Source organism: Methylobacterium indicum (assembly GCF_001043895.1).
Classification (GTDB): domain Bacteria; phylum Pseudomonadota; class Alphaproteobacteria; order Rhizobiales; family Beijerinckiaceae; genus Methylobacterium; species Methylobacterium indicum.
The window spans coordinates 1-3,122 of the sequence record NZ_JTHF01000341.1 but is presented as its reverse complement, the minus strand read 5'-3'; the positions used below and the strand labels follow the sequence as shown (position 1 = coordinate 3,122).

The 3,122-nt window shown below is 72.6% G+C and carries 4 protein-coding genes; 3 read left to right on the top strand and 1 reads right to left on the bottom strand.

Translation table 11 applies throughout. The annotated features are described in order from the left end of the window. On the top strand, positions 1-305 hold a 305-nt coding region (locus QR78_RS29565; RefSeq protein ID WP_048431200.1), incomplete at its 5' end, for a zinc-binding dehydrogenase. A gap of 199 nt (positions 306-504) precedes the next feature. Here the strand turns inward: QR78_RS29565 and QR78_RS29560 are convergent. Then, complete coding sequence (locus tag QR78_RS29560; RefSeq protein ID WP_048431199.1) at positions 505-1,041, bottom strand: TspO/MBR family protein; 537 nt, start codon at positions 1,039-1,041, stop codon at positions 505-507. 103 nt (positions 1,042-1,144) lie between these two features. Here QR78_RS29560 and QR78_RS29555 point away from each other — a divergent pair, with 103 nt between their 5' ends. Further along, positions 1,145-2,299 (top strand): trans-sulfuration enzyme family protein, encoded by a 1,155-nt coding sequence (locus QR78_RS29555; protein ID WP_048431198.1) that lies wholly within the window; start codon positions 1,145-1,147, stop codon positions 2,297-2,299. A gap of 97 nt (positions 2,300-2,396) precedes the next feature. Then, positions 2,397-2,861 carry a hypothetical protein gene (locus QR78_RS29550; RefSeq protein WP_048431197.1) on the top strand — a complete coding sequence of 155 codons (465 nt, stop codon included), beginning with the start codon at positions 2,397-2,399 and terminating at the stop codon, positions 2,859-2,861. Positions 2,862-3,122: the final 261 nt, after the last annotated feature.

Genomic DNA, 3,122 nt, shown 5'->3' with positions numbered 1-3,122 from the left:
CCCTCGACTGCGCCGCGCCGTTCGGCCTCGTCGTCTCCTACGGCGCGGCGTCCGGCCCGTCGCCGGCGATCGATCCGGAACTCCTCAACAAGAAGGGCTGCCTGTTCCTCACCCGCCCGTCGGTCTTCCCGCACAACGCCGACCCGGCCACCTTCCGGGCCAACGCCGCCGACCTGTTCGATGCGATCGCCCGCGGCCATGTCGCGGTCGATGTCGGAGCGCGGTTCCCGCTCGAGAAGGTGGTGGAGGCGCACGAGGCCGCGGAGGCGCGCAAGGTCGCCGGGGCGATCGTGCTGGTGCCGTGAGCCCCCCGTGCTCGTGACCTGAGGGGGGGCTTGCTCCTCCTATCCGCGGCCTCATCCCGAGGTGCCGCGCAGCGGCCTCGAAGGAGGGCTCCTGGACACGAAGAGCTTTCCACAGCCCTCCTTCGAGGTCGGTCGATCGAGGATCGACCGACGCCTCGGGATGAGGCCGTGGGCAGGACCAGCCGGTCGTCTCCGCCCTTCAGTTCATCCACCAGATCGCCGCGTTGAGGGCCGTCGCGTAGGACACCCAGGCGGCGTAGGGCACGAGGACGAGGGCGGCGAGCCGGTCGAGGGGCAGGACGAGCCGGATCGTCCACAAGATCATGATCAGCAGGGCGACCACCACGACGAGGCCGCCGGCCGGATCGTGGCGGGCGAAGAAGACCGGCGTCCAGGCGCCGTTGAGGGCGAGCTGGACGAAGAACGCCCACAGGGCCAGGGTGCGGGTACGCCGCAGCGACCCCGTGGCGGGGGCGATGCCGAGCAGCCGCCAGCCCGAAAACGCGATCAGCGCGTAGAGGATCGTCCAGGCGACGGGAAACAGCCAGTTCGGCGGCGTGAAGTCCGGCTTGGCGAGGCCCGCATACCAGGTCGGGATGTTGGGCGACGTCGCCAGGCTGCCCACCACCGCGACCGCAGCGACGGGCACCACCGCGGCGGCGAGGCGCGGCCAGCGCGACAGGACGGGCCGGTCGGTTCCGGGGGCGGTCGGAGGCAGCGTTGCGGTGCGGGGCATGACGGGCTCGGGTGCTATACCGGGATGGAGGTTGCGCGCCGGCACCGGTTCTGCAAGGGCGGCGGGGGAGCAAAACGTCCCTGTTATCCCCTGGAGCCCCGGCATGAGCAGCGCCCCGCGCCACTGGTCGAAGAAGAGCCTCGCCGCGCAGGCGTTGGGCCATGTCGACCCGATCACGAAGGCGGTGGTGCCGCCGATCCACGTCGCCACCACCTACGTCCGCGACCCCGACAACCAGTATTCCTCCGGCTACGTCTACGGCCGGCCTGACAACGCCACCGTGCGCGAGGCGGAGGCCGTGATCGCGATGCTGGAGGAGGCGGAGGCCGGCGCGCTGCTGTTCTCCTCCGGGATGGCCGCCGCCACGGCGGTGTTCGGCGCTCTCGATCCCGGCGACCACATCGTGGCGCCGACCGTGATGTACTGGGCCCTGCGGCGCTGGCTGTCCGAGGAGGCGACCCGCTGGGGCCTCAAGGTCGATTTCGTCGCGACCGACGACCTCGACGCCCTGAAGAAGGCCGTGCGGCCCGGCGAGACCAAGCTCGTCTGGCTCGAGACCCCGTCGAACCCGCTCTGGACCGTCACCGACATCGCGGGCGCGGCCGAGATCGCGCATGCGGCCGGTGCCCGGCTCGCGGTCGATTCCACCGCCAGCTCGCCGGTCGTGACCCGGCCGCTCTCGCTCGGCGCCGACGTGGTGATGCACGCCGCCACCAAGGTGCTCAACGGCCATTCCGACGTGATCGCGGGCGCCCTCGCCGGGGCCAAGGCCGACGCGTTCTGGGCCCGCATCCAGCGCATCCGCTCGGGCAACGGTGCGATCCTCGGGCCCTTCGAGGCCTACCTGCTGATGCGCGGGATGCGCACGCTGCACGTCCGCATCGCCGCCCAGATGGCGAATGCCGGCGCGCTGGCGCAGCGCCTCTCGGCCCATCCGGCGGTGGCCCAGGTGCTGTATCCCGGCCTGCCCGCGCATCCCGGCCACGCGGTGGCGGCGCGCCAGATGACCGGCGGCTTCGGCACGATGCTGTCGATCCGGGTGGCCGGCGGCGAGGCGGCGGCGATCGCGACGGCGGCCCGGGTGGCCTTGTGGAAGCGCGCGACCTCGCTCGGCGGCGTCGAAAGCCTGATCGAGCATCGCGCCTCGATCGAGGGGCCGAGCACCCCCTGCCCGCCGGACCTGCTGCGCCTCTCGGTCGGGATCGAGGACGCCGACGACCTCTTCGCCGACCTCGACCAGGCCCTGCGCCAGGAGTGAGGCCGAGGGGCGGACGAATCGTCGGCGGGAGCTTCTTGCGATCTCGGCGCGTTGAACCGGCGAAGCTTTTTCTTCTCCGGCGCAATGGAGATCCATCATGCCCGCCGCCCTGCCCTTCGCGCTCCTCGGCGCGCATCTCGTCCTCGTCGCGGCGGACGGCCCGCCGCGGCTGGACATCGAGCATACCTGCAACTCGCCGGGCCGCGCCTCGGTGAGCCAGGAGGCGGGCTCGGACGGCTGCCTGCGCTCCGAGCGCTCGGCGGGCGACGAGCTGCGCAAGCGCTGGGGCCAGTTCTCCGGCCCGGCCAAGACCCAGTGCTCGCAGCAATCGCGCGCCGGCGGGTTCCCGAGCTACGTCGAGATGCTGACCTGCCTCGAACTCGCCAGCGGGTCCGTGCCGGTGACGAGCCCCGCCAACCGCGCCACCGTCGGCCAGGGCAGCCCCGCCACGACCGGCAGCGTCCGCGGCCGCCCGGAGGAACGCGCCGACAGCCTCACCGCCGAGCCCGCGCCGAGCCAGCGCACCGACCCGCTCAAGGTGCTGGGCAAGCCGGCCAAGTGAGAGTGGGTTGGTGAGGTCAGGCGACGGTTCGGTGCAGTAGAGTGGCGTTGCCGGTGTCGGCAACGCCACTCTACATGCATATTCCCGATTCCTGGTCAGACAGCTTCAGATCTCCCGCGCCGGGGAGGCCTTCGCGTCGTCGGTGGCGGTGGCGAGCCAGACCGGGGCCTCGCCGCGCACCGGCGGGCGGGCGGGGGCCGGGGGCGCCGTGCGGGCGGCGGCGAGGTCGCGCAGCTCCGGGGCCTGGGCGGTGTCGTCGAC